The sequence below is a fragment of the Streptomyces sp. NPDC048420 genome (assembly GCF_040651535.1).
In the GTDB taxonomy this organism is placed as follows: domain Bacteria; phylum Actinomycetota; class Actinomycetes; order Streptomycetales; family Streptomycetaceae; genus Streptomyces.
Map to the genome: position 1 here is coordinate 1 of NZ_JBEZKG010000027.1, position 24,403 is coordinate 24,403.

28 protein-coding genes are annotated in these 24,403 nt (G+C 71.1%); 16 read left to right on the forward strand and 12 right to left on the reverse strand.

All coding sequences use genetic code 11. The features are described 5' to 3' along the window. Positions 1-147: 147 nt before the first annotated feature. On the reverse strand, positions 148-627 hold the full coding sequence (locus AB0D34_RS37800) for a nucleoside deaminase (RefSeq protein ID WP_362670324.1): 480 nt from the start codon (positions 625-627) through the stop codon (positions 148-150). 65 nt (positions 628-692) lie between these two features. On the opposite strand from AB0D34_RS37800, the gene AB0D34_RS37805 reads away from it, so the two are divergent. Together AB0D34_RS37805 and AB0D34_RS37810 are read left to right on the forward strand one after the other, a co-directional pair. Beyond that, entirely contained in the window at positions 693-1,475 is a 783-nt protein-coding gene (locus AB0D34_RS37805; RefSeq protein WP_362670327.1) for a GNAT family N-acetyltransferase, read from the forward strand. Between the two features lie 57 nt (positions 1,476-1,532). After that, positions 1,533-2,453: an NAD(P)-dependent oxidoreductase gene (locus AB0D34_RS37810; RefSeq protein WP_362670330.1), complete on the forward strand. Its 921-nt coding sequence runs from the start codon at positions 1,533-1,535 to the stop codon at positions 2,451-2,453. 76 nt (positions 2,454-2,529) lie between these two features. Here AB0D34_RS37810 and AB0D34_RS37815 read toward each other — a convergent pair whose 3' ends face one another. After that, a complete protein-coding gene (locus AB0D34_RS37815; RefSeq protein WP_362670332.1) occupies positions 2,530-2,850 on the reverse strand; it encodes a hypothetical protein in 321 nt (106 codons plus the stop codon). A 146-nt stretch (positions 2,851-2,996) separates the two neighbouring features. Then, positions 2,997-3,260, reverse strand: coding sequence for a GlsB/YeaQ/YmgE family stress response membrane protein (locus AB0D34_RS37820; RefSeq protein ID WP_362670335.1), 264 nt, complete (start codon positions 3,258-3,260; stop codon positions 2,997-2,999). Positions 3,261-3,440: 180 nt separating this feature from the next. Here AB0D34_RS37820 and AB0D34_RS37825 point away from each other — a divergent pair, with 180 nt between their 5' ends. Beyond that, positions 3,441-4,880, forward strand: a complete 1,440-nt coding sequence (locus AB0D34_RS37825) for a hydrolase (RefSeq protein WP_362670337.1) — start codon at positions 3,441-3,443, stop codon at positions 4,878-4,880. On the opposite strand, the gene AB0D34_RS37830 is transcribed toward AB0D34_RS37825, so the two are convergent. Both AB0D34_RS37830 and AB0D34_RS37835 read right to left on the reverse strand, forming a co-directional pair. After that, positions 4,873-5,418, reverse strand: coding sequence for a hypothetical protein (locus AB0D34_RS37830; RefSeq protein WP_362670340.1), 546 nt, complete (start codon positions 5,416-5,418; stop codon positions 4,873-4,875). The genes AB0D34_RS37825 and AB0D34_RS37830 overlap by 8 nt on opposite strands. 43 nt (positions 5,419-5,461) lie before the next feature. Next, positions 5,462-6,013, reverse strand: coding sequence for a GNAT family N-acetyltransferase (locus AB0D34_RS37835; RefSeq protein WP_362670343.1), 552 nt, complete (start codon positions 6,011-6,013; stop codon positions 5,462-5,464). Here AB0D34_RS37835 and AB0D34_RS37840 point away from each other — a divergent pair. Continuing rightward, on the forward strand, positions 6,012-6,770 hold the full coding sequence (locus tag AB0D34_RS37840) for a phosphotransferase (protein ID WP_362670346.1): 759 nt from the start codon (positions 6,012-6,014) through the stop codon (positions 6,768-6,770). The two genes, AB0D34_RS37835 and AB0D34_RS37840, sit on opposite strands and share 2 nt — an antisense overlap. 72 nt (positions 6,771-6,842) lie before the next feature. Here the strand turns inward: AB0D34_RS37840 and AB0D34_RS37845 are convergent, their stop codons facing one another. Next, entirely contained in the window at positions 6,843-7,283 is a 441-nt protein-coding gene (locus tag AB0D34_RS37845; RefSeq protein WP_362670349.1) for an SPW repeat protein, read from the reverse strand. Positions 7,284-7,432: 149 nt separating this feature from the next. Further along, on the reverse strand, positions 7,433-8,017 hold the full coding sequence (locus AB0D34_RS37850; RefSeq protein WP_362670352.1) for a sigma-70 family RNA polymerase sigma factor: 585 nt from the start codon (positions 8,015-8,017) through the stop codon (positions 7,433-7,435). 139 nt (positions 8,018-8,156) lie between these two features. Between AB0D34_RS37850 and AB0D34_RS37855 the strand changes: the two genes are divergently transcribed. Continuing rightward, positions 8,157-9,188 (forward strand): MerR family transcriptional regulator, encoded by a 1,032-nt coding sequence (locus AB0D34_RS37855; RefSeq protein WP_362670356.1) that lies wholly within the window; start codon positions 8,157-8,159, stop codon positions 9,186-9,188. A gap of 2 nt (positions 9,189-9,190) precedes the next feature. Here the strand turns inward: AB0D34_RS37855 and AB0D34_RS37860 are convergent, their stop codons facing one another. Further along, positions 9,191-9,694: a deoxyribodipyrimidine photo-lyase gene (locus AB0D34_RS37860; protein ID WP_362670357.1), complete on the reverse strand. Its 504-nt coding sequence runs from the start codon at positions 9,692-9,694 to the stop codon at positions 9,191-9,193. A gap of 37 nt (positions 9,695-9,731) precedes the next feature. Beyond that, positions 9,732-11,246 carry an SDR family oxidoreductase gene (locus AB0D34_RS37865; RefSeq protein WP_362670359.1) on the reverse strand — a complete coding sequence of 505 codons (1,515 nt, stop codon included), beginning with the start codon at positions 11,244-11,246 and terminating at the stop codon, positions 9,732-9,734. Between the two features lie 153 nt (positions 11,247-11,399). Between AB0D34_RS37865 and AB0D34_RS37870 the strand changes: the two genes are divergently transcribed. After that, positions 11,400-11,588, forward strand: a complete 189-nt coding sequence (locus AB0D34_RS37870; RefSeq protein ID WP_362670361.1) for a hypothetical protein — start codon at positions 11,400-11,402, stop codon at positions 11,586-11,588. 10 nt (positions 11,589-11,598) lie between these two features. Here the strand turns inward: AB0D34_RS37870 and AB0D34_RS37875 are convergent, their stop codons facing one another. After that, the gene (locus tag AB0D34_RS37875) at positions 11,599-12,519 is read right to left on the reverse strand and encodes a LysR family transcriptional regulator (RefSeq protein ID WP_362670364.1); all 921 of its coding nucleotides are present in this window, start codon (positions 12,517-12,519) and stop codon (positions 11,599-11,601) included. A 144-nt stretch (positions 12,520-12,663) separates the two neighbouring features. On the opposite strand from AB0D34_RS37875, the gene AB0D34_RS37880 reads away from it, so the two are divergent. The 7 genes from AB0D34_RS37880 (at position 12,664) to AB0D34_RS37910 (ending at position 18,940) form a co-directional block, all read left to right on the forward strand. After that, positions 12,664-12,741 (forward strand): putative leader peptide, encoded by a 78-nt coding sequence (locus AB0D34_RS37880; protein WP_350786652.1) that lies wholly within the window; start codon positions 12,664-12,666, stop codon positions 12,739-12,741. 101 nt (positions 12,742-12,842) lie between these two features. Further along, positions 12,843-13,949, forward strand: a complete 1,107-nt coding sequence (gene sfnG / locus AB0D34_RS37885; protein ID WP_362670366.1) for a dimethylsulfone monooxygenase SfnG — start codon at positions 12,843-12,845, stop codon at positions 13,947-13,949. A gap of 13 nt (positions 13,950-13,962) precedes the next feature. Beyond that, a complete protein-coding gene (locus tag AB0D34_RS37890) occupies positions 13,963-15,180 on the forward strand; it encodes an acyl-CoA dehydrogenase family protein (protein WP_362670369.1) in 1,218 nt (405 codons plus the stop codon). Positions 15,181-15,198: 18 nt separating this feature from the next. Beyond that, a complete protein-coding gene (gene ssuE, locus AB0D34_RS37895) occupies positions 15,199-15,753 on the forward strand; it encodes an NADPH-dependent FMN reductase (protein ID WP_362670372.1) in 555 nt (184 codons plus the stop codon). Positions 15,754-15,758: 5 nt separating this feature from the next. Next, on the forward strand, positions 15,759-16,943 hold the full coding sequence (locus tag AB0D34_RS37900) for an SfnB family sulfur acquisition oxidoreductase (protein ID WP_362670374.1): 1,185 nt from the start codon (positions 15,759-15,761) through the stop codon (positions 16,941-16,943). Positions 16,944-16,957: 14 nt separating this feature from the next. Further along, positions 16,958-18,103 carry an LLM class flavin-dependent oxidoreductase gene (locus AB0D34_RS37905; protein WP_362670377.1) on the forward strand — a complete coding sequence of 382 codons (1,146 nt, stop codon included), beginning with the start codon at positions 16,958-16,960 and terminating at the stop codon, positions 18,101-18,103. Positions 18,104-18,124: 21 nt separating this feature from the next. After that, positions 18,125-18,940, forward strand: coding sequence for an alpha/beta hydrolase (locus tag AB0D34_RS37910; RefSeq protein WP_362670560.1), 816 nt, complete (start codon positions 18,125-18,127; stop codon positions 18,938-18,940). Here the strand turns inward: AB0D34_RS37910 and AB0D34_RS37915 are convergent. Next, the gene (locus AB0D34_RS37915; RefSeq protein ID WP_362670380.1) at positions 18,937-19,983 is read right to left on the reverse strand and encodes an acyl-CoA dehydrogenase family protein; all 1,047 of its coding nucleotides are present in this window, start codon (positions 19,981-19,983) and stop codon (positions 18,937-18,939) included. The genes AB0D34_RS37910 and AB0D34_RS37915 overlap by 4 nt on opposite strands. Positions 19,984-20,077: 94 nt before the next feature. Here AB0D34_RS37915 and AB0D34_RS37920 point away from each other — a divergent pair, with 94 nt between their 5' ends. The 3 genes from AB0D34_RS37920 to AB0D34_RS37930 all read left to right on the forward strand — a co-directional run bounded on the left by AB0D34_RS37920 (position 20,078) and on the right by AB0D34_RS37930 (position 23,045). Then, positions 20,078-20,434: a YciI family protein gene (locus AB0D34_RS37920; RefSeq protein ID WP_362670383.1), complete on the forward strand. Its 357-nt coding sequence runs from the start codon at positions 20,078-20,080 to the stop codon at positions 20,432-20,434. Continuing rightward, on the forward strand, positions 20,434-21,621 hold the full coding sequence (locus AB0D34_RS37925; protein ID WP_362670385.1) for an RNA polymerase sigma factor: 1,188 nt from the start codon (positions 20,434-20,436) through the stop codon (positions 21,619-21,621). The genes AB0D34_RS37920 and AB0D34_RS37925 overlap by 1 nt, the downstream gene beginning before the upstream one ends. A gap of 101 nt (positions 21,622-21,722) precedes the next feature. Further along, positions 21,723-23,045 carry an aldehyde dehydrogenase family protein gene (locus AB0D34_RS37930; RefSeq protein WP_362670388.1) on the forward strand — a complete coding sequence of 441 codons (1,323 nt, stop codon included), beginning with the start codon at positions 21,723-21,725 and terminating at the stop codon, positions 23,043-23,045. A 13-nt stretch (positions 23,046-23,058) separates the two neighbouring features. Here the strand turns inward: AB0D34_RS37930 and AB0D34_RS37935 are convergent, their stop codons facing one another. Then, on the reverse strand, positions 23,059-23,961 hold the full coding sequence (locus AB0D34_RS37935; protein ID WP_362670391.1) for an amidohydrolase family protein: 903 nt from the start codon (positions 23,959-23,961) through the stop codon (positions 23,059-23,061). Positions 23,962-24,403 lie beyond the last annotated feature (442 nt).

Here is a 24,403-nt window from a genome sequence, read left to right on the forward strand (position 1 = left end):
AAGACGCTCGGCTGGGTTACTCCAGCCGAGCGTCTACGTGATCTACTCACCACCTAAAACCAGGCGGTGTTGCGACGACCCCTGGAACCCAAGGACGACCGGCGGGGCCTCCGCCGCGGGTGTAGGTCCCGCCCCGGGGGAAGGGTGTCAGCGCCGGTGGAACCGGTGGTGCAACTGCCGTACACGCTCCGCCAGTTCGGGCACCGGCCCCTCCACGACCACACCCGGGGCCACCGCGTTGACCGGCAGGGTCCTGACCGGCGGTTCCGGCACGCCCAACTGGGTCAGCCACTCGGCCAGTTGCTCGGACGAGGCGACGTAGACGATGCGTCCGAGGCCCACCCAGGCGTGGGCGGCCGCGCACATCGGACAGTGCTCACCGGACGTGTACACGGTGGCCGCCGTCCGCTCCTCGGGCGTCATGTGCGCCGCCGACCAGCGGGCCAGCTCGAACTCGGGGTGCCGGGTGCGGTCCCCCGAGGCCACACGGTTGTGGTCCTCGGCGAGGATCTCGCCGCCCGCACCCACCAGGACCGAACCGAACGGTTCGTCCCCGGCTTCCAGAGCCTCAGTGGCCAGCTCCACACAGCGGTGCAGATACGGCAGTTCGGTGTCCTTCACGACCATGGCGAACGACCCTACCGGTACGGCCCGCCATTGCCGCGGCTTCCGGCGGGTGATGAAGTGGGCACATGGATCATGTTGCGGTACTCGCCCTCTACGACCGGGACATGCGCGAAGGCGCACAGCCGGACGGTCCCGGTGCCCGAGTGGAGCGGACCGGTGGCGTGGTCCGCCAGGTCGCCGCCGAGCACGGCTGGAACGGTGTCGTCTGGTCCGACCTGGACGAGACGAGCGCTGACCTGGCGATCGCCGAGCAGGTCGCGTACTACTCCGGCCTCGAACGCGAATTCGAGTGGAAGTTGTACGGCCACGATCTGCCCTTCGACCTGGGGCAACGGCTCAGGGCGGCCGGGTTCGTCCCCGAGCCCGAGGAGACCCTGATGATCGCCGAGGTCGCCGGTCTCAGCCTGGACGTCGAGCCACCCGAGGGGATCCGTTTCCTTCCGGTCACCGACCGGGCGGGCGTCGATCTCGTGGCGGACGTGCACGAGAAGGCCTTCGGCACCGACAGCTCCCGGCTGCGGCACCAGCTGCTCGCCCGCCTTCAGGACGACCCCGAGTCGGTGGTCGCGGTCGTCGCCCTCGCCGGTGACATGCCGGTCAGCGCGGCCCGCATGGAACTCGTGCCGGGCTCCCGTTTCGCCGGCCTGTGGGGCGGCGGCACGGTCGAGGGCTGGCGCGGCCGCGGAATCTACCGGGCCCTGGTCGCCCACCGTGCCCGCGCCGCCGTGGAGCGCGGATACCGCTATCTCCAGGTCGACGCGATGGCCGCCAGCCGCCCCATCCTGGAACGTCTGGGCTTCGAACCGCTGACGACGACGCAGCCCCATCTGTACCGGCCCCGGCGCTGAGAAGAATTCCTGCGGCCCGGATGTCACATCCGGGCCCGCCCCGTCCGTCACATCGGCATGACCACGAACCAGAACCAGAGCATCCTCCTCGCCGGCGCGAGCGGCGTCCTCGGCCGCCACATCGCCACGGCCCTGACCGACGCGGGCCACAAGGTCACCGGTCTCGGCCGGAGCAAGGGCAACGGAGTCCAGGCCGATCTCATGGACCGCGACGCCCTGCTGCGCGCGGTGGACGGACAGCACTTCGACACGGTCGTCCACGCGGCGACCGCCCTGCGCAAGCCACCCATGCGCCACCGGGACATGTACGCCACCGACGCCCTGCGCACCGAGGGCAGCGCCCACCTGATCGAGGCCGCCCAGCTCACCGGGGCCCGCCGCTTCATCGCCGAGTCGATGGTCTTCGGATACGGCTACGGCGACTTCGGTGACCATCTGATCACCGAGGAGGACGACTACGGCCCCCGGGGCACCACCGCGGAGCTGGAACGGCATCTCGCGGGGATGCGCACCAAGGAGCAACTCACCTTCGGGACACCCGGGTTGGAGGGGGTCGCGCTCCGCTTCGGAGCCTTCTACGGCGCCGGCGGCACCGACACCATCCTGGAACTGCTGCGCAAGCGGCAGCTGCCCGTCCCCGCCGACCGTGACCGGGTCCTGCCGTGGGTCGAACTCAGCGACGCGGGCCGCGCGGTGGCCGCCGCGGTCGAGCACGGGCGCCCGGGCCAGGCGTACAACATCGTGGACCGCACCCCGCTCGGATTCCGCGGCCATCTGCTGTGCGTGGCCGAGGAGTTCGGGCTGCCGAAGCCGATGACCGTACCGCTGTGGCTGACCAGGCCGCTGTCGTACGCGCACACCATGTTCCAGGCGAAGATGAAGGTGTCGGCCGCCAAGGCCGAGCGTGAACTGGGCTGGACGCCCGCGTACCCCTCCAGCCGCGACGGTCTGGCCGCACTGCGCGCCGCGACCCGGTGATCACAGTTCGAGCTGACACTCCACGGCCTTGTGGTGAGGGGCGTTCGCGGGCGTGGCGGATGGCCGCGGCCTTCATTCAGCGGGCCGTCGCCGGGCACGACCAGTTCGGAGAAGCCGACCACGCTGCCGTTCCATCGGCAGGTCGTCCTCGCGCGCCGCGGGTCGGCGAACGGCGGGGGAGTTCGACGAGAGCGTCGATCGCCCCGCTGTCCAGGTCGGCCGGCGTCAGACAGACGTGGACGAGGGCCAGAACAGGTCGACGGTGCAGGGCCTGCGCGATCACCGACCGCCGCTGCTCCGCCTTGGCGGCGCCGCCGACGGCGTCCAGCAGCCGGGTCCCCGCACCCCGCCGCCGCTCGGCGCCGTGCACCGCGAGCTCAGGCGGTCCCGGTCGCACACCGCCATCGTCCGAGGCCGGCCGCAGGGGCCCGGCGGGCGCAACGTTTGCGGGCGTCGCACACGACGGCGCGCCGGAGTCCCGGCGCGCCGCGGTTGCACCCGTGCTGTCTTCCTCCGTGTCCGGTGTCTTCTCTCGTACGACCGTCAGCGGCGCGCCTTCGACCGGTCCAGTGCCGCCACACCCAGCGCGGCGAGACCGATCTGGATGAGCCACTCGACCCAGTCGACGCCCTTGGTGTCGGCCACGTCGAAGGCCCCGGCGATCGCCGAGCCGATCAGCGCGGCAATGATGCCGACCGCGATGGTCCACAGGATCCCGATGCGCTGACGGCCCGGAACGACAAGCCGGCCCAGGACACCGATGACTATGCCGATCACGATGGCACTGATGATGCCGTCGACTTCCATCTCCGCCCCTTTTCCGATGAGCCCCGATGAAGAGCGGTTGCCCGCTGGAGCCGGGGACAGTCCGGATCGGTTCTGTTCAGCCTTCTGTATGTCATGTACCGTTCAAACTGGTCCTGTTCTATGCGCGTAGCCCCGCCCCCCACAGCACTCCCTCCCCAACTCCTCACGGAGGTATTCCGGATGCTCGGACTCACCGGACCCCGCTACAGACTCGGCGCGGTCCTCGCCGGATTCACCCTGGTCGCCACGGGTGTCGCCGTCCAGGTCACCGCCACCCCCGCCCACGCGGCCACCCCGCACCGGATCCTGTTCGACAACGCCCACGCCGAGACGGCCGGCAACGCCGACTGGATCATCTCCACCAGCCAGCCCGACCCCCTCGGCCAGGACTCCTCGCCCTCCGCCGAGACCGACTGGACCGGCGCCATCTCCTCCTGGGGCGTCGCCCTCCAGAAGACCGGGAACTACAGCCTCAAGACCGCGACCAGCGCCCTCACCTACGGCGGCTCCTCGGCCACCGACCTGTCGAACTTCGACACCCTGGTCCTGCCCGAGCCCAACACCCTCTTCACCACCGCCGAGAAGACCGCGATCATGAACTTCGTGAAGAACGGCGGCGGCCTCTTCATGATCTCCGACCACACCGGCGCCGACCGCAACAACGACGGCGAGGACGCGGTCGAGATCCTCAACGACCTGATGACCAACAACAGCGTCGACTCCACCGACCCGTTCGGCTTCTCCATCGACTCGCTCGACATCAGCTCCGGCTACCCGGCCGCCATCAGCGACAGCAGCGACCCCGTCCTGCACGGCTCCTTCGGCACCGTCACCAAGAGCCTCATCGCCAGCGGCACCACGGCCACCCTCAAGCCCGCCGACAACGCGAACGTCAAGGGCCTGCTCTACCGCACCGGCTACTCCGGCAACACCGGCGCCTTCTTCGCCACGAGCACCTTCGGCAGCGGCCGCGTCGCCTTCTGGGGCGACAGCTCACCCATCGACGACGACACCGGCCAGTCCGGCAACACCCTCTACGACGGCTGGAACGACACCGGCGCCACCAACGCCGCCCTCGCCCTCAACGCCACCGAGTGGCTGGCCGCCGGGACCAGTGGCGGCGGCGGGGGCGGGGGTGGCGGCACCTGCACCGCCGCCCAGCTCCTCGGCAACAACGGCTTCGAGTCCGGGAGTTCGACCTGGAGCGCGACCAGCGGCGTGATCACCAACTCCAGTGACGAGTCCGCCCGCACCGGCTCCTACTACGCCTGGCTCGACGGCTACGGCTCCGCGCGCACCGACACCCTGTCCCAGTCCGTGACGATCCCGTCCACGTGCGGTACGGCCACGCTGAGCTTCTACCTGCACGTCGACACCGCCGAGACCACCACCAGCACCGCCTACGACACCCTCAAGGTCCAGGTGCTGAACAGTTCGGGCACGGTGCTGGGCACCCTGGCCACGTACTCGAACCTCAACGCGGCCTCCGGCTACACCCAGCGCAGCTTCAGCCTGGCGAGCTACGCGGGCCAGACCGTCACTCTCAAGTTCACCGGCACCGAGGGCTCGACCCTTCAGACGTCGTTCGTCATCGACGACACGGCACTGAACGTCAGCTGATCCCCGCCGGGACCCACCCGGTGGCGGCCGTCACCTCGGCCGCGATGTCGATCACCGTGCGCCCGTCGGTCACCACGCGCAGCGTGTCGGCGGGCGCACGTTCGTCCAGCATCCGTGCCTTGCGGACGCTGCTGCGCAGCTCCTGCTCCAGTTCGGAGCCGAGTTCCCGTCCGGTCAGCCGTCGTTCGGCCGTCTCGTCGGTCGCGGTGAGCAGCACCCGTACGATCCGCACGCCCTCGCCCATCGCCCGCCGGAACATTCCCGTCGACTCCTCCAGCACGCTCACGGTGTTCACGTACACGAGCCGCCGGTAGCCGAGTTCGGCGTAGTTCCCCCACACGGCGGTCAGGTTGCGCTCGCCGATGGCGGCCCGGTGCGGATCGCCCTCGGGCGCCGGATGCACCTGCCCCATGAAGTCCCCGTCGATCACGGCGTGCGCGACCTGAGCGGCCCGCAAGCGCGCGGAGACCTCCCACCCCACGCTGGTCTTGCCGACCCCGGCCCGTCCTCCGACGAGCAGTACCTCCGCATGATCCATACGACGAGAGTGGCACGCCAAGTCCGCACCGGGCCACGGGGTTTCAGGCCCCCAGGCACCATGTGCGCAGGGTGATCTCCCGGCCCCGCGACACCCTCCTGACCGGCGGTTCGTCCGCGAGCTCGAACGCACAGGACCGGGCGACCGCCTCGCTCGCCGCGTTGTCGGGGTCGATGCACAGGACCACCCGGCGGGGCCGTATCTCCCGGACGGCGTACTCCGCCGCCAGCCGCACCGCCCGCCCGGCCAGCCCCTGTCCCCGGTGTGCGGGTCCGACGCCGTAGGCGAGCTCCAGGTCCCGCTCGTCCGCCCCGCTCCGGAACAGCAGTACCTCACCCCGGGGAAGGGCGCCGTCCGTGGTGATGGCCAGCTGGACCTTCCGGCCCTCGGCCCGCCCGTCCCTCGCGCCGGCGAGATAGGCGCGCGCCGCGTCGGGGTCGAACGGGGAGGCCACGGGGGTCCAGCGGGCCATCTCGGGGTCGTCGTAGAGCGCGACCAGATCGGCGAGGTCGGAGTCCGTCCACGCGCGCAGCCGGACGCCGTAGCCTTCGAGGCGTACGGGCGGGACGAGGGTGAAGGTCCTGTTCGTGTCCATGAGTCGATCATGCCTCGGGGAGGGCGGTCCGGTGGAGGAGTCGGTGCTCGGCGGCGGCGCGGTCAACGAGGTCGTCCGGGTCGGGGCGACCGTGCGGCGCACCCCGTCCCAACGGTCGTGCTTCGTGCGTGAGTTGCTCGCTCTGTTCGAGAGCGCGGGCTGGCGGGGCGCGCCCCGGTTCCTCGGCATCGACGAACTCGGCAGGGAGACGTTCGGCTACATCGAGGGGCGGGCCGCCGTGACCCCGCGCGAGCGAGCCGCTGCCCGAAACGACGAGGCCCTCGTGGAGGTCGCCCGACTCGTCCGCGCCTTCCACGACCTGACCCACGGGACTCCGCTCGCCGCGGACCAGGACGTCGTCTGCCACAACGACCTCGCACCGAAGAACACCGTGTACACGGCGTGGCGCCCTTCGGCCTTCATCGACTGGGACCTGGCCGCTCCGGGCGAGCGGATGCACGACATCGCCCATGTGTGCTGGCAGTACCTCGACCTGGGGCCGGAGGTCACGGACGTACAGGACACCGCCCGCCGCATCCGGCTGGTCTGCGACGCCTACGGCCTCGACGTACGGGACGGGCTCCTGGACACGGTCCTGTGGTGGCAGGACCGGTGCCGGCGGGGAATCGAGGCCGGGGCGCTGCGGGGCGATCCGGCCATGGTCGGACTGCGCGAGCAGGGGGCCGTGGACGAGGTGCGGGCAGCGTGGGAGTGGGTCGCCGCGCACCGGGGAGAGCTGGGTGCCTTCCTTGATTGACACGAGGTGACTGTGAAGGCCGGTCCACGCGCGGTGGGCCGGCCTTCGCAGTCACCCTCGTCGGGGGTCCTTCTACGGTTTGGGGGCGCTCCTCGCCGCCGTGACGGTGCACATCAGCCCCAGGACCAACGCCAGGGCGCCGATGATGATGTTGTTCAGCGCGACACCGGCGTCGGGGCTGTCGCCGACGACCCAGGGAGCGATGATCATCCAGATGCCGACCGCGCAGAAGGCCCAGCTGAGGCCGTACATGCGCTCGGGGGTCTGGGTGAACCCGAGGGCCAGCAGACCTATCGCTATGCCCACGATGAGGTTGTGGGTCACGAGAGCGGGCTGGCTCGTCGTGTAGTGGAGTATCCACGGGGATACGGCGCAGTACAGACCGAGCAGGAAGACCGGTCCGTCCACGAGTGCCACATCGCGACCGCCGAGCATGCGGGCGTAACGTTCCCGCATCTCTGAGGCGTCTGGGTGGCTGGTGATGTCACCTCTGGTGTGCGAGACGTTGGCCATGACTCGTCTCCTTTGACTTGCAGGCCCGACCGCGTCTGGTGCGGTGTGCGGTAAGCGCCGCCTGCGTATATTCTGCGCTTATTTTTCCTTTATGTGTAGTCGTCCCAGGGGAGCTCCGACCGGGAAACTCGCGTCGGCGTCGCCGACGATCATCGCACCGTTTCTGCGTCGAAAGCGAATTCGAGTCCGCGTCGCAGCCGGTACAGTCCGCGCCGCGCATGGCTCTTGACCGTGCCCAGTGGCCAACCCGTGCGCTCGGCGATCTGGGTCTGGCTCAGATCCTCGTAGAACGTCAGCCGCAGCACCCTCTGCTGGGCCGAGGGGAGCTTGGCCAGTTCGGCGCCGACCACCAACCGGTCAAGGGCCACCTCCGTCCGGTCCCCGGAGTGCTCGGTGAGCGCGAGACGGGAGCCCGCCGCGGCAACCAGGTCGAGTCGCCGGGACCGCGAGATCAGGGCGTCGGCGATCTTGCGCCGGGTGATGCCGACGATCCATCCGGGGAGCGTGCCCCGCTCGGCCCGGTAGCCCAGTCGCCCGCGCCACACGCCGAGGAAGACCTGCTGGGTGACGTCCTCGGCCTCCTTCGCGTCACCCAGGGAGCGCAGGGCCAGCGTGTGCACGAGGGGCGACCAGCGTCGGTACGCGACCGTCAGGGATTCCTCGTCGTCTGCCACCAGTCCGCCCGCCAGCTCCTCGTCGGCAGGCGACTCAGCGGGTACGTCCCACTCGGACACGGCGCCTCCTTACGGGGAACGGCTCGGCCGGGCGGATCGGGGGAGACGCGCCAGGCCGGAGCCTGTGATGTGCCGCCATCGTCCGAGCCCGAAAGGCAAGGGATCAACTTGCATCGCTTCTGCGTCGTATAGTCGTCCCATGCCTGACCTTCCGGACGGCGAGGAGCCGGAGGCGCCGTCGGCACCGGCCTTTCGGGACACCGCGACCAGCCTCACCACCGGTGCGCTGGCCCGTCGCCTCGGGGTGTCGCCCACCACGCTGCGTTCCTGGGACCGCCGCTACGGCATCGGCCCCGCCGTCCGCGGCGACGGCCGGCACCGCCGCTGGGCCCCGCGGGACGTCGCCGTGCTGGAGACGATGTGCCGCCTCACCTCCGCGGGGGTACCGCCCGCCGAGGCGGCGCGGGTCGCCAAGGAGAGCGCTGCCGGGGCGGCGGGCGGAGCCCAGGTCCCGCCGAGAACACCGGAACCGGGAACCCGCGCGCGGTCCCGGGCCGCCGGCACGCTCCCGTTGGGCGATGTGCGCCAGGAGTGCCGGGGCCTCGCCCGCGCCGCCGTACGTCTCGACGCGCCCGCCGTGGAGGAGCAGCTCGCCGCCGCGGTCGACAACCACGGCCTGGCCGTCGCCTGGCAGGAGGTGATGGTGCCCACGCTGCACGCGGTGGGCCGCAAATGGGCCTCGTCCGGGGACCGTTACGTCGAGGTCGAGCACCTGTTGTCCTGGCACATCTCCACCGTGCTGCGCCGCTGCACCCGGCCGCCCGCCGGACACGGCGACGCGCTCGGACCCGGGCCCGTGGTGCTGGCCTGCGTTCCCGGAGAGCAGCACACGCTGGCCCTGGAAGCCCTCAACGCCGGCCTTGGTGAACTGCGCCTGCCCACCAGGATGTTCGGGGCCGCCGTACCCGTGGAGGCACTGACCGCCGCGGTGGAGCGGCTCGGCCCTGCGGCCGTCGTCCTGTGGGCACAGGCCCGGTCCACGGCGAGCCTGCCACTGGCCCGCCATGTCGCCGACGCCCGGTGGGGCATGAAGGGCGCGCGCAGGAAGCCGCTGGTCGTGCTGGGCGGACCCGGCTGGCTCGGCCGCTCCGCCCAGGGCCTGCTCCGGCCGACGGTCTTCAGGGACGCCGTCGACGCCCTGGCCGGTCTGTACGGCGCCGAGCCGGTCTGAGTTCAGTCGCGGCCGCGGCCCCGTCTGAAGCGGGCGAGCCCGTCGGACAGTTCCAGGAGGGGATGCGGGTAGTCGAACGCGGCCCGGTCGAGCCCCCGCAGTTTCCAGGGCTCGTGCACCATGGGCCCCTCCAGCCCGGCCAGTTCGGGTATCCAGCGCCGTACGTACGCGCCGCGCTCCTCGCGCCGGTGCGCGTGCGCGCTGACGTCGGACGCCATGTGCACCTCGTCGGCGTCCGCCTCGACCGCCACCTTGCACACCTCGTCGACGAGATCGCCGGTGCGCACGACCAGTCGGCCGCCCCGCTCCCGCAGACCGGCGTCGAGGTCACGCAGACAGTCGGCGAGGAACGCCAGCCGGTTCGGTACGGCGAACCCGGCCGCGTCCACGGCCCGGTCCCGCACGAACAGCGGGACGACCTGCTCGGTGCCGTCCAGGGCCGCCCGCAGCGGTGGGTGGTCGTGCAGACGCAGGTCGCAAGTGAACAGGACGATGGAGATGCTCATGGTGCGAACTCCGGGGAGTGGGGGTGATCAGCTCTGGTCAGGCGGTGCGAGTGACGACAGGCGTACTCGCCGCCGCCCGGGCGATGTTGCGGGCCATGCCGCCGAACACGACCGCGTGGAAGGGGGAGACGATCCACCAGTACGCCTGGCCGAGCAGGCCGTGCGGATGGAACAGGGCGCGCTGCCGGTAGATCGCACGGCCGTCCTCGTCGGTGTCGGCCCGCATCTCCAGCCAGGCGAGCCCCGGCAGCCGCATCTCGGCCCGCAGCCGCAGCAGCCGGCCGGGCTCGATCTCCTCGACCCGCCAGAAGTCCAGCGAGTCGCCGACCCGCAGCCGCGCCGCGTCCCGGCGGCCCCGGCGCAGCCCGACCCCGCCCATCAGCCGGTCCAGCCAACCCCGCACCGCCCAGGCGAGCGGGAAGGAGTACCAGCCGTTCGCGCCGCCGATCCCCTCGACGACCCGCCACAGCGCCTCGGGCGAGGCGTCGACGGCGAGCTCCCGGTGATCGGTGTACAGGCTCCCACCCGCCCAGTCGGGATCGGTGGGCAGCGGATCGCTCGGCGCACCGGCCACCGAGGCCGACGACCACCGGGTGGTCACCCGCGCCTCCCGCACCCGCTGCAGAGCCAGTCGTACGGCGTCGTCGAAGCCGACCGGAGGCACGGGCGGGCCGGGAAGGAAGCGGGCGATGTCGTGTTCGTGGCAGACCACCTCGTGCCGCAGCGACTCGGTGAGCGGCCGGGCCAGGGAGGCGGGCACCGGCGTCACCAGGCCCACCCAGTGGCTGGAGAGCCCGGGGGTGAGGACCGGCACGGGAAGGATGATCCGGCGCGGCAGTCCGGCGACCGCCGCGTACCTCAGCATCATCTGCCGGTAGGTGAGCACGTCGGGGCCGCCGACGTCGAAGGCCCGGCTGACGTCCGACGGCATACCGGCGCCGGCGACCAGGGCCCGGAGCACGTCGCGGACCGCCACGGGCTGGATGCGGGTGTGCACCCAGCTCGGGGTGACCATCACCGGCAGGCGCTCGGTGAGGTACCGCAGCATCTCGAACGAGGCGGAGCCCGAGCCGATGACGACGGCCGCCCGCAGGACGGTGGTCGGCACGCCGGAGGCCAGCAGGATGCCGGCCACCTCGGCGCGTGAGCGCAGATGCGGGGAGAGCTCGTGCTCGGGCACGGCCGCCGGGGTGAGTCCGCTGAGGTGCACGATCCGCCGTACGCCCGCGGCCGCGGCGCGCTCGGCGAAGACGCGTGCGGCCCTGCGGTCGGTCTCCTCGAAGTCCTCGCCGGAGCTCATCGCGTGCACCAGGTGGTACGCCACGTCCACGGCGTCCATGGCCCGGGCGACGGACGCGGCGTCCGTGACGTCACCGCCCACGATCTCGGCACGGTCGGCCCAGGGATGGTCGCGCAGCCGGTCGGGCGAGCGGGCCAGACAGCGCACCCGGTATCCCGCCGCGAGGAGTTCGGGGACGAGCCGGCCGCCGATGTACCCCGTGGCACCGGTCACCAGGCAGAGCGGCCCCTCGTGTGTGTCGTCGTGCTCCATCGGCCCTCGGTCCTCGTGTCGGAACCCCCCTGCTGATCACTTCCGGGCGGTGGCCCGCTTCGGATGCGGTATGTGGTGAACGTCAGGAACATGATCGCGCCGATCGCGGGAAGCCGCACTGGCAGGAGACAGGTCGGTGCGAGTCGAAGATCGATGCTGGAGGTGGTCGCCGCTATGGGCGCGAAGGTGTTGGAGCGGTTTCCTGCGGGAGCTCCTCGCGGATCGTGGCCGGCGGAGGAGTACGCGGCGGAGCGACGGGCGAAGGGCGAGCCCGCGACCGTCGTGATGGATCTGAAGTCGGACGCGTTCCTCGTGGTCGTCCCCGGGCGCGACGACGACTGAACGAGCCTCCTCAGCCGGGCGGTGTGAGCGTCCCGCCCAGCTGACGGGCCCGCCGCACGAGCACCTCGTACAGGTCCCGCGCGGCCTGCGGCACCGATTCCGCCCTGCGGCGCTGGAGCATCAGCAGTACCCGGGTCGTGTCGCCCTCGATCGGCCGGTGGGTGATCGTGCCCTGCCGCTCCAACGGATCCCCGACCACGCTGAAGTCCGGCAGCACGGTCACCCCCAGCCCCTCCGCCACCATCAGCTTGCCCATCTCGGCGCCGTCGGTGGAGTACGCGAACGCCGAGCCCCGACCGTCGAGGAGCCGGTGGACGAACCGGTGCATGACATAGCCGGTGCGCATCGCGATCAACGGCTGGGTCAGCAGCTCGTCCACCGACACACCGGTCCGCGCGGCCAGCGGACTGTCCGGGCGCAGACACACCACCGGCCGCCCGTGCAGCAGTTGCGTGGACTCGAACCCGGCGGGCGTGTCGTCGCCGTCGAGGTGGTTGACCAGGCCGAGGTCGAACCCGCCCTCGGACAGCGCCCGTTGGATGTCCGTCTGCTGCGCGCCGACCACCTCGACCTGGGTGACCGGATGAGCGGTCCGGAAGTCCTCGACCGCCGGAATCAGCAACGGCACGGTCGCCGCGTTCACCGTGCCCACCCGGACCATCCGGCTGATGCGGTGCTGCTCACCCGCGGCCGCCCGGAGCCGGTCCACCGCCTCCAGCACGCCGACGATGTGCGGCAGCAGCTCCCGTCCCTCGGTGCTCATCGTCGCCCCGGACCGCTTGCGTTCGAGGAGGTCCACCCCGAGCTCCCGCTCCAGGTTCCGCACGGTCTCGCTCAACGCGGGCTGCCACAGGCGCAGTTCCTCCGCCGCCCGGCGCAGCGAACCGAGCCGGGTCACCGCCGCTATGTATTCCAGCTGCTCTGTCCGCACGTCCAGCAGAATGCGGGCCTATTCACGGCACGTTCAAGGGTTTCCCTGTCACACGTTCGTGAAATTCAATGGTCCGCGATACGAGACCGGTGGGGTTTTCCTTGACGCCCCTCGCAGGGGGCTGTCACGATCGACGGCATGAAGATGCGACTGGACCTCACGCGGCGACGCCATGTCGACCTCGCGCGCGTCTCCAGCGCCTCCTGTTGCGCCGCGGCCTGATCACCCTTCTCTGATCCGCCGCGCTTTCTCCTTTCCTCACCCGAATTCACCCATGCCCTGAATTCGGCGTGCCCGAGAACATTCCGCACCAGGAGTTCCGCATGCCCGCGCCCGTGAAATTCGCCTACTGGGTCCCCAACGTCAGCGGGGGGCTCGTCACCAGCAGGATCGAGCAGCGCACCGACTGGGGGTACGACTACAACCGCGAACTCGCCGTCCTCGCCGAGAACAACGGCTTCGAGTACGCCCTCAGCCAGGTCCGCTACATGGCCAGCTACGGCGCCGAGTACCAGCACGAGTCGACCAGCTTCAGCCTCGCCCTGCTGCTCGCCACCGAACGTCTCAAGGTCATCGCCGCCGTCCACCCCGGTCTGTGGCACCCCGGCGTCCTAGCCAAGCTCGGCGCCACCGCCGACCACCTCTCCAAGGGCCGCTTCGCCGTGAACGTCGTGTCCGGCTGGTTCAAGGGCGAGTTCACCGCCCTCGGCGAGCCGTGGCTGGAGCACGACGAGCGCTACCGCCGCTCCGAGGAGTTCATCACCGCCCTGCGGAAGATCTGGACCGAGGACCACGCCGAACTCGCCGGCGACTTCTACCGGGTGCGCGACTTCTCCCTCAAGCCCAAGCCCCTCAACACCGACGAACGCCCGCACCCGGAGATCTTCCAGGGCGGAAACTCCACCGCCGCACGGCAGATGGCCGGACGGGTCTCCGACTGGTACTTCTCCAACGGCAAGGACTTCGACGGGGTCGTCGAGCAGCTCACGGACGTCCGCAAGTCGGCGGCCGAAGTCGGCCGCACCGCACCGAAGTTCGGCCTCAACGGCTTCCTCATCGCCCGGGACACCGAGGCCGAGGCCCGCGAGACCCTCCGGGAGATCGTCGCCAAGGCCGACCACGAGGCAGTCGAGGGCTTCGGCGCCGCGGTGAAGCAGGCGGGCCAGTCCACCGGCGACAAGAAGGGCATGTGGCAGGACTCCTCCTTCGAGGACCTCGTCCAGTACAACGACGGCTTCCGCACCGGCCTCATCGGCACGCCGGAGCAGATCGCCGAGCGGATCGTCGCGTACAAGAAGCTCGGCGTCGACCTGCTTCTCCTCGGCTTCCTGCACTACCACGAGGAGGTCGAGTACTTCGGCAGGCGGGTGCTGCCGCTCGTCCGTGAACTGGAGGCCCAGCTCCCCGAGTCCGTCCCCGCCCACGCCTGAGGAGGTCACCGACATGAGCACCGCCACGAACACCGACTGGCAGACCCGCCCCACCCCCGAGACCGCCCAGGACTGGATCGCCCGCGCCGCCGAGGTCGCCGCCGTCCTCGCCACCGACGCCGCCGAACGTGACCGCGCGGGCGCCACCCCGTACGCCGAGGTCCAGCTCCTCAAGGACTCCGGCCTCGTCACCCTCCTCGGCCCCACGGAGCACGGCGGCGCGGGCCAGGACTGGCCCACCGCCTACCGGGTCGTCCGTGAGGTCGCCAAGGCCGACGGTTCCATCGGCCAGCTCCTCGGCTACCACTACCTGTGGTTCTGGGCCGCCCGCCTGGTCGGCACCCGCGAACAGTGGGAGCACGTCGAGGCGGAGGCCTCCCGGGGTCGCTGGTTCTTCGGCGGCGCGGTCAACCCGCGCGACAAGGACGTCGTCGTGACCGAGGACGGCGACGACCTCGTCTACACCGGCCGCAAGTCCTTCTCCACCGGCAGCAAGGTCTCCGACGTCACCGTCCTCGAAGGCGTCCTGGAAGGCACTGACAGCCACGTCTTCGCGATCGTGCCCTCCGACTCCGAGGGCCTGACCTTCCACGACGACTGGGACAACATCGGCCAGCGCCTCACCGAGAGCGGCGGTGCGACGCTCGACCGCGTCCGCACCCCGTGGACGAACGCGGCCGGATACGTCGACAAGGTGTTCCAGCCCCGGATCTACAACACACTCAACGTCCCGACCATCCAGCTGGTCTTCGTCAACTTCTACCTGGGCATCGCGGGCGGCGCGCTGGAGACCGCCGCCATCTACACCCGTGAGAAGTCCCGCTCCTGGCTGCACGGCGGCTTCGACCGCGCGGTCGACGAGCCGTACGTCATCGACGTCTACGGCGACCTCATCGCCAAGCTCTGGGCGGCCGAGGCACTCGCCGACGCCGTCGCCGCCGAGGGACAGCTGCTGCACGACGACCCCGACGCGGTCACCGAGAAGACGCGCGGCGACTTCGAGGTCCGGGTGGCCGCGGTGAAGGCACGGGCCACGGACATCGCCCTGGAGATCTCCAACCGGATCTTCGAGGTCACCGGCGCCCGCTCCACGGCCACCTCCGAGGGCCTGGACCGGTTCTGGCGCAACGTACGCACCCACACCCTGCACGATCCGGTCGCCTACAAGCGGCGGGAGGTCGGGCGGTGGGTCCTCGAGGGCGAACTGCCCGAGCCCACCTGGTACTCCTGACCACCGAAAGAGGTTCCCATGGCCACCGTCCTGTCCGTCTCCGGCAGTCCCTCCGCCTCCTCCCGCACCAACCGGCTGCTGCGCCACCTCGACCGGCGCCTGACCGCGCAGGGCCACGAGGTGATCCCGCTCGACGTCCGCACGATTCCCGCCGAGGCCCTGCTCGGCGCCGACTTCCGGCACCCGGCGATCGTCGAGGCGACCGAGCTGTTCGAACGCGCCGACGGGGTCGTCGTCGGCACCCCCGTCTACAAGGCGTCCTACTCCGGAGTCCTCAAGGCACTCCTGGACCTGCTCCCGCAGTACGCCCTCGTCGGCAAGACCGTGCTCCCACTGGCCACCGGCGGCTCCACCGCCCATGTCCTGGCCATCGACTACGCCCTGCGGCCCGTCCTCAGCTCGATGGGCGCGGCCCACATCGTGCAGGGCTGGTTCACCCTCGACAAGGACATCACCGTGCAGGAGGACGGCTCGCTGGCCGTCGCGCCGGCCGCGACCGAGGCGCTCACCCAGGTCGTCGACCAGTTCTCGACCGCGCTCGGCCGGCGGCCGGTCCTGGCGGCGGCGGGCTGATCAGGGTGCCCACTCATGTGATCGCCGACGACGCGGAGGCCCTCGCGGTCGCCGCGTCGCTCGCCGACGAGTTCCGGGCGGGCGCCCCCGACCGGGACGCCGAACGCAGGCTTCCACGCGCGGAGTTGGACCGTCTCTCCACCTCCGGGCTGCTGGCTGTCACCGTCCCCGCCGAGCACGGCGGAGCCGACGTGAGCGCGTCGACCCTCGCCGAGATCTTCCGTCTGCTCGCGTCCGCCGACGCCAGCCTCGCCCAGATCCCGCAGAGCCACTTCGCCTATGTCAATGTGATCCGCCGTCAGGGCACCGACGAGCAGCGGAAGTTCTTCTTCGCCGAACTGCTCGCGGGCCGCCGCTTCGGCAACGCGCAGTCCGAGGCCGGCACCAAGCACGTCCAGGACATCCGCACCCGCCTGCACCCCCAGCCGGACGGCTCGTACCGTCTCGAAGGCGTCAAGCACTACTGCACCGGCGCCCTGTTCGCCGACTGGATCCCGGTGCTTGCCCGCACCGAGGACGACAAACTGCACGTCGCCTACGTGCCGAGGGGCACCCCGGGCCTCACGGTGATCGACGACTGGGACGGACTCGGCCAGCGTACGACGGCCAGCGGCACCGTCCGTCTTGAAGGCGTCGAGGTCCCGGCCGACCGGGTGCTGCCTCACCACCTCACCTTCGAGGGACCCCAACTCCACGGCGCCGTCGCCCAGTTGCTGCACGCCGCCATCGACGCCGGGATCGCCGGGGGAGCGCTCACGGAGGCGGCGGAGTTCGTGCGGACGAAGAGCCGCCCGTGGTTCGAGAGCGGTGTCGACACGGCCGTCGAGGACCCGCTGCTGATCCAGCGCTTCGGTGAACTCGCCCTCCAGGTAAGGGCGTCGGACGCCCTGCTGCGGGAGGCGGCCCGTGCCGTGGACGCGGCGGGAGCCGACCTCACCGACGACACGGCGGCCGAGGCGTCCGTCGCCGTCGCCGCCGCCAAGGTGCGGGCGGCCGAGGCCGCGGTGGAGGTGGCGAGCGCCCTCTTCGAGGTGTCCGGCACCCGTTCGGCTCTCAACTCCCTCAATCTGCACCGTCATTGGCGTGACGCCCGTACCCACACCCTGCACGATCCGACCCGCTGGAAGATCCAGCACATCGGGCGGTACGTGCTCAACGGCACCCGGCCCCCGCGGCACGGCCTGCTCTGATCGGAGACCCCCACGTGTCCCTCACCTTCCACTGGTTCCTGCCCACCAACGGCGACAGCCGCCATGTCGTCGGCGGCGGCCACGGCACACCCGCAACCGTCTCCGGACGGGACCGGCCGCCGACGGTCGCCTATCTGAGCCAGATCGCCCGTGCGGCCGAGGAGCTGGGCTTCGTGGGGGCCCTCACGCCCACGGGTGCCTGGTGCGAAGACGCGTGGCTGACCACCGCCATGGTCAGCCAGCACACCGAGCGCCTGAAGTTCCTGGTCGCCTTCCGGCCAGGCTTCGTCTCGCCGACCCTCGCCGCCCAGATGGCGTCCACCTTCCAGCGCCAGACCGGCGGACGGCTCCTGCTCAACGTGGTCACCGGCGGGGAGAGCCACGAGCAGCGGGCCTACGGCGACTTCCTCGACAAGGACGCCCGCTACCGCCGTACCGGCGAATTCCTGGACGTCGTACGGGGGTTGTGGGACGGCAAGACCGTCGACCTGAGCGGTGAACACCTCCAGGTCGAGGACGCCAAGCTGGCCCGGGTGCCCGACTCGGTGCCCGAGGTCTACTTCGGCGGCTCCTCGCCCATCGCCGGGGAGGTCGCCGCCAAGTACGTCGACGTGTACCTCACCTGGGGCGAGCCGCCGGCGCAGGTGGCCGAGAAGATCGCCTGGATCCGCGGGCTCGCGGCCAAGGAGGGGCGTACCCTGCGCTTCGGGATCCGGCTGCACGTCATCACCCGCGACACCTCCGAGGCGGCCTGGGCGGAGGCGGACCGTCTGCTGGCGGGCTTCGATCCCGAGACCGTCAGGTCGGTGCAGGCCGGGCTCGCCCGCAGCGAGTCGGAAGGGCAGCAGCGGATGCTCGCCCTGCACGGCGGGGGCAGCCGGGACAGACTGGAGATCCACCCCAACCTGTGGGCCGGCATCGGGCTGGTGCGGGGCGGTGCGGGTACCGCGCTGGTCGGCAGCCATGACGAGGTCGCCGAGCGGATCAGGGAGTACCACGCCCTCGGCATCGACGAGTTCGTGCTCTCCGGGTATCCGCATCTGGAGGAGGCGTACTGGTTCGGCGAGGGTGTGCTGCCGCGGCTGGCGGGGCAGGGGTTGTGGGAGCATCCCTCCGGTGAGCGGGCGGTGCCTACGGCGCAGGTGCCGTTCGCGAGTTGAGAGGTCGGAGGGGGTGCGGTGGTGAACGAATGGTCGTTGACCAGGACCTTCCGTAGTGGTTCTGGTGATGTGCGCTGGGACAGCCTCGGTGATCCGGGCCGGGACCCGGTCGTCCTCCTCCACGGCACCCCCTTCTCCTCCTACGTCTGGCGTGCCGCCGCCCGCGCCCTTGCCCGGCGCCACCACGTGTTCGTGTGGGACATGCCGGGCTACGGGGCCTCGGAGATGTTCACGGGGCAGGACGTCTCCCTGGCGGCCCAGAGCACGGTCTTCGCCGAGCTCCTCGCACACTGGGGCTTGGCTGAACCCCGGGTCGTGGCCCACGATTTCGGCGGCGCCGTGTCGCTGCGGGCCCATCTGCTGCACGGGGCCCGGTACCGTTCGCTCGCTCTCGTCGACCCGGTCGCGCTGGCCCCCTGGGGATCGCCGTTCTTCCGGCTCGTCGGCGCGCACTCCGACGTCTTCGACCAGTTGCCGCCCGCCCTGCACCGGGCCCTGGTCCGCGAGTACGTCAGCTCGGCCAGCAGCCCCGGCCTGCACCCCGCAGTCCTGGACCGGCTCGTCGAACCCTGGCTCGGCGAGACCGGCCAGGCGGCCTTCTACCGCCAGATCGCCCAGGCCGACCAGCGTTACACCGACGAAGTGCAGGACAAGTACGGTGAGATCGAGATCCCGACCCTCGTGTGCTGGGGCGAGGACGACACCTGGATCCCCGCCGCCAAGGGGCACGAGCTCGTGGCCCGGATCCCCGGTGCCCGCCTGGAACTCATCCCCGGCGCCGGCCACCTCGTCCAGGAGGACGCCCCCGCGGAGCTCCTGGCCGCTCTCCTCGACTAACCCTCCGCGAGGGCGTCCAGATGCGCGCGCCGCACCTCGGTCGTCTGCCCCTGCACCAGCAGGAACATCCCCTCGCGGAACAGCCGTTGGGCCGTGCCGCCGAGATCCATCGCCCGGCCGCCCCCAGCCACGATTGCTGCGGTCGTGGCGGCGCGCATCAGGTCGTACGACCGCGTCTTGAGCGCCAGCCGTTCCGCGAGGCGCTCGTGCGGGACGGGGTGCTCGGCGAGCTCGTACACCTGGCGGCGCACCTCGTCGAGGCGGCGCCGCAGGGCACCCGCGGTTTCCAACTCCCCGGATTCCCCGAGCACTTGGACGGCCGCGTACGCCACCCCGAACACGGCGGGCGAGGCGTTGGTGTTGCGGGGCCGGTCCACCAGCGCGAACTTCTCCTGCGGGGTGCGCAGCACCACCGACTCGTCGGGCAGCCACAGGCCGTCCAGCCGCAGGGAGACCGTCCGGGCCGCGGAGAGCGCCGCGAGCCGCATCGGCTCCGAAGCCCGCAGTCCCGGCTGCTCGCGTGCCTCGGTGAACGCGAACACCACCTCGTCCGCCTCGGTCACCCCGGCCAGCAGCATCACGTCGTTCAGACCCCAGCCCGTGTACCAGGGCACCGTGCCGTCGAACCGCCAGCCGTCCCGCTCGGCCGTCGCCCGCACCGGCACCCGCGGAAAGGCACGGACGTGCGCGAAGGCGATGCCGGCGAGCAGCTCGCCGGTCGCCAGCGGTCCGAGCAGTCGCTCCCGCACCGGCAGGCCGGACGTGGCGAGCATCCCGACCGGTGTGTGGTGCTGGGTCTGCACGAACCACGACGAGCAGCACGCCCCGGCCAGGATCTCCTGGACCTCCCTGGCCACCGCGTCCGGGGCGCCCGCACCGCCGTACCCCTCGGGCGCGCTCACCCCGAGCAGGCCCGAGCGCCGGATCGCCTCGACATGACTCGCGGGGACGCCCTCCTGGTCGACCCGTGCCGCACTGGGGGCGAGGAGGTCGTCGGCGAGAGCGCGGGCGGTGGCCAGGAGCGGGTGCGGTGCGGAGGTCATGGAAAAGATTCTCCCGATGCGCTCGCGCGCGGTGTCGATCCGGGTGTGTGCCGTTCGTGTAGGAGGTGACACAAGCTCACAGGAGGAGGACACCATGCAGTACTACCTGCTCAACGTCATGCAGCCCGGCTGGGACGACCTGCCCGCCCCCGAGGTGCTGGCCGAGATCGGCGAGCGGCTGAACGCCTTCCACCAGGAACTGCGCGAGGCCGGTGCCTGGGTCTTCGCCGGAGGTCTGCACGGCCCGGACGCCTCGACCGTGCTGCGGCCCCGCGACGGCGACGTGCTGATCACCGACGGGCCGTACGCCGAGGGCAAGGAACAGCTCGGCGGCATCTGCATCGTGAAGGCGCCCGACCTGGACGCGGCCCTGGAATGGGGCCGCAAGGCTGCTCTGGCGACCACCCTGCCCATCGAGGTGCGCCCCTTCCAGCACGAGTCCGAGGACTGATGACCCTCGACGTGGCGGCTGTCTTCCGCGAGGAGTACGGCCGCGCGGTCGCCGTCCTGGTCCGCTTCCTAGGCGACATCGACCTCGCCGAGGAAGCGGTCCAGGACGCCTTCACCGAGGCGGTCAGACGCTGGCCGGAGACGGGCCCGCCGCCGAGTCCGGCCGGCTGGATCATCACCACCGCCCGCAACCGCGCCATCGACCGGCTGCGCCGAGAGTCCACCAGACAGGCCCGGCACGCCGAGGCCGCTCTGCTGCACGCCCCCGAGGCACCGCCCGAGGAGGGCCCCGTGCGCGACGAACGGCTCCGCCTCGTCTTCACCTGCTGCCACCCCGCCCTCGCGCCCCAGGCACAGGTCGTCCTCACCCTGCGCCTGCTCGGCGGACTCACCACCGCGCAGATCGCCCGCGCCTTCCTCGTCCCCGAGCCGACGATGGCCCAACGCCTGGTCCGCGCCAAGGCCAAGATCCGCGACGCCCGCATCCCCTACCGCGTCCCCCGCGACGCCGACCTCCCCGACCGGCTCCAGGGGGTCCTCGCCGTCGTCTACCTGATCTTCAACGAGGGCTACGGCGGCACACCCGAGCTGTGCGCGGAAGCCGTACGCCTGGGCCGTCTGCTGACCGAGCTGATGCCGGACGAGCCCGAGGCAACCGGACTGCTGGCGCTGATGCTGCTCGTGGAGTCCCGGCGCGCGGTCCGGACGGACGACAGCGGTGCGCTGGTGCCGCTGTCGGAGCAGGACCCCGGCCTCTGGGACCGGGAGCTCGTCGCGGAGGGCCAGTCACTCGTACGGCGCTGTCTGCGCCGGAACCAGCCGGGGCCGTACCAGATCCAGGCCGCCATCCAGGCCGTGCACAGCGACACGCCCACCGACTGGGGACAGGTTCTCCAGCTGTACGACCAGCTCATGACCGTGGCACCGAGCCCCGTCGTGGCCCTCAACCGGGCGGTCGCCGTGGCCGAGACGCACGGCCCCGCACCGGCCCTCGCCCTAGTGGACGCGCTGGACCTCGACGGCTACCACGTCCTCCACGCGGTCCGGGCCGATCTGCTGCGCCGGCTGGGACGTGCCGCGGAGGCCGCGGACGCCTACGCGCGGGCCGCCGAGCTCACCGAGAACCCCGCCGAACGCGGGTACTTGGAACGCCGGCACCGCTCGCTCATCCCGCATCACGGAAAGTAGTCGCCGCGGCTCGGAATTTCCCTGGGCCCAGGAAAGGTTGTAATATACATCTTACCGTCGAGATCCAGGCCGCAAGGCCCGCGCACCCCAGCGAGGCATCCGTGAACCACCCCACTCCCGAGCAGCCCGCCGACGTCGTGGCCCGGCTGCGCGCCACCTTCCGCACCGGACACACCAAGACCGTCGAATGGCGTACGACCCAGCTGCGCCGTCTGCGCGAGATGCTCACGGAGAACGGCACGGAGCTGGCCGCCGCCCTCCACGCCGACCTGGGCAAGAGCTCCACCGAGGCCTTCCGCACCGAGATCGACTTCACGATCCGCGAGATCGACCACACCCTGGACCACCTCACCGACTGGCTGCGCCCCGAGTCCGCCCCGGTCCCGGCACACCTCGGCGCCGACGCCACCGCCTGGACGAAGTACGACCCGCTCGGCGTGGTCCTCGTCATCGCCCCCTGGAACTACCCGGCCCAGCTGCTGCTCGCCCCGGTGGTCGGCGCGCTCGCCGCCGGCAACGCGGTGGTCGCCAAGCCCAGCGAGCTGGCCCCGGCCACCTCCGCCGCCGTGGCCCGGCTGCTCCCCGCCTACCTGGACACGGACGCCGTCGCCGTCGTCGAGGGCGGTATCCCGGAGACCACCGCCCTGCTGGCCGAGCGCTTCGACCACATCTTCTACACCGGCAACGGCGCGGTCGGCCGGATCGTCCTGCGCGCCGCCGCCGAGCACCTGACCCCGGTCACCCTCGAACTGGGCGGCAAGTCACCGGCGTTCGTCGACCGCGACGCCGATCTCGCCGTCGTCGCCGACCGGTTGGTCCGCGGGAAGTTCCTCAACGCCGGGCAGACCTGCGTGGCCCCGGACTACGTCCTCACCGACCCGGAGACCGCGGCGGCCCTGGAACCGCTGTTCGCGAACGCCGTCGAGACGCTGTTCGGCAGCGACCCGGCCGACTCCGGCGAGTACGGCCGGATCATCAACGAGCGGCACTTCGACCGCCTCACCGGCCTGCTCGACTCGGGCCGTACCGTCGTGGGCGGCGCGAGCGACCGTACGACCAAGTACATCGCGCCCACCGTCCTCGCCGACGTCGACCCCAAGTCGCCGGTGATGCAGGAGGAGATCTTCGGCCCGATCCTGCCGATCGTCACCGTCCCCGGCCTCGACGAGGCCATCGACTTCATCAACGACCGGGACAAGCCGCTCGCGCTGTACGTCTTCACCGACTCCGACACCACCCGCGGCCGCATCGCCGACGAGACCTCCTCCGGCGGCCTCGGCTACGGCCTGCCCCTCGCCCATCTCACCGTCTCCGACCTGCCGTTCGGCGGAGTCGGGGAGAGCGGCATGGGCAACTACCACGGCCGCTACTCTATCGAGACGTTCAGCCACCGCAAGGCGGTGCTGGAGAAGCCGCTCGGCTAGACCCGGACGGTCGTCACAGCCCGAACAGGTCTGCCGCGTTGCCGTGGCACACCGCCCGCAGCCACGCATCGCCCAGCTCCAGGCGTTCCAGCGCCTGGAGCTGGTGCACGTAGGCGTAGGGGATGTTGGGGAAGTCGGAGCCGAGCAGGACGCGGTCGCCGAGTGCGGCGAGCCGGAGCAGGGCTCCGGGCGGGAACGGCATGAACGCCTCGGTGAAGTCGGTGAACGCCATCGTCGTGTCCAGCCGCACCTCCTCGTACCGCTCGGCGAGGTCGAGGAACTCCTCGTACTCCGGCATCCCCATGTGCGCGACGATCAGCCGCAGCCTCGGGTGCCGGGCCAGGACCCGCGCGATGGACTCGGGTCCGGTGTGCTTGCCGGGCGCGGGCCCGGACCCGCAGTGGATCACCACGGGGATCCCGGCCTCGGCCAGCACGCCCCAAGCCCGGTCGAGACGTTTGTCGGCCGGGTCGTAGGCACCCACCTGGACATGGGCCTTGAAGACCCGCGCGCCGGCCTCGACGGCCTCGCGGACGTAGCTCTCGACGTCCGGGTCGGGGTAGAGGGTGCACGTGTGCAGACAGTCGGGGGTGCGGTGGGCGAAGTCGGCCGCCCAGCCGTTCAGCCACCTGGCCATGCCGGGCTTGTGCGGGTAGAGCATCGCGGTGAAGGCCCGGACACCGAAGCCCCGCAGCACGGCCGTTCGCTCCGCCTCCTCCTGCCGGTAGGTGATCGGCCACTCCAGCCCGCCGGTCAGCCGTCCGACGGAGTCGAAGTAGTCCCAGACCTTGTGCAGGACGCGCTCGGGCATGAAGTGGGTGTGGACGTCGATCAGCCCCGGAAGGCCGAGTCGTTCCCAGAACTGCCGGACCTCACCGGCCTCCTCACTGACGGGCGCCGTGCGGTGATCGTTCATGCCGCCCACGATCCGCCCGGGGGCGCGACGAAGCGACCCTTTCCACAGGGGGCGCGGTGAGGCATCCGTCACACGCGGCTCGGCCATCCGCAGGAGCTCCTCGTGGTCCGGGCCGACGCGCCCACCGGTTCTCCTACTCTCGATGTCGACCACCGAACTCAGGGTTCTCCAGGCTGAGATATGTCTCATGAGACAGGCCATACGGCATCGGACCGCTGAGCGCCGACCATCGCCCGTCACCGAGAGCGGCTTTCTCCACTGCGGCGGATCCTGGAGATGAAGGATGCCGATGAGGTTCTGCAGTCTTCTGCACCGTTGTCGAGGCGGAGGTGGCCCTTGAGTCCGGAGGAATGCCGCTGGTGCACGCGGCCCTGGGACCCCGCGACCATCAGCGCCCAGGCGGCCGGCCATCTTGCGACGGCCTGCTGGGCCTGAGGCATGT